Here is a 599-nt window from a genome sequence, read left to right as displayed (position 1 = left end):
TGTGACGAGCCGACATCGAGGTGCCAAACCCCCCCGTCGATATGAGCTCTTGGGGGAGATCAGCCTGTTATCCCCGGCGTACCTTTTATCCTTTGAGCGATGGCCCTTCCATGCGGAACCACCGGATCACTATGCTCTACTTTCGTACCTGATCGACCTGTATGTCTCTCAGTCAAGCTCCCTTATGCCATTGCACGCTACACACGATTGCCAACCGTGTTGAGGGAACCTTTAGAAGCCTCCGTTACTCTTTTGGAGGCGACCACCCCAGTCAAACTACCCACCAAGCACTGTCCCCATTACATGGGTTAGGCTTCAAACAAGTAAAGGGTGGTATTTCAACAATGACTCCACCACGCCTGGCGACGCAGCTTCAAAGTCTCCCACCTATCCTACACATCACTTGTCCAAAGTCAATACTAAGCTATAGTAAAGGTGCACGGGGTCTTTTCGTCCCATAGCGGGTAATCGGCATCTTCACCGATACTACAATTTCACCGAGCTCATGGCCGAGACAGTGTCCAGATCGTTGCACCATTCGTGCAGGTCGGAACTTACCCGACAAGGAATTTCGCTACCTTAGGACCGTTATAGTTACG

General features: G+C 51.4%; 1 rRNA gene (cut by a window edge). It reads right to left on the bottom strand.

The window, feature by feature from the left end:
* A 23S ribosomal RNA gene (locus CJ305_RS11740) occupies nt 1-599 on the bottom strand (its annotated part continues 1908 nt past the right edge of the window); the annotation flags it as partial.

It is taken from the genome of Leeuwenhoekiella nanhaiensis, from assembly GCF_002744755.1.
Classification (GTDB): domain Bacteria; phylum Bacteroidota; class Bacteroidia; order Flavobacteriales; family Flavobacteriaceae; genus Leeuwenhoekiella; species Leeuwenhoekiella nanhaiensis.
The sequence above is the reverse complement of the archived record's forward strand: the minus strand, read 5'-3'. Positions and strand labels throughout refer to the sequence as shown.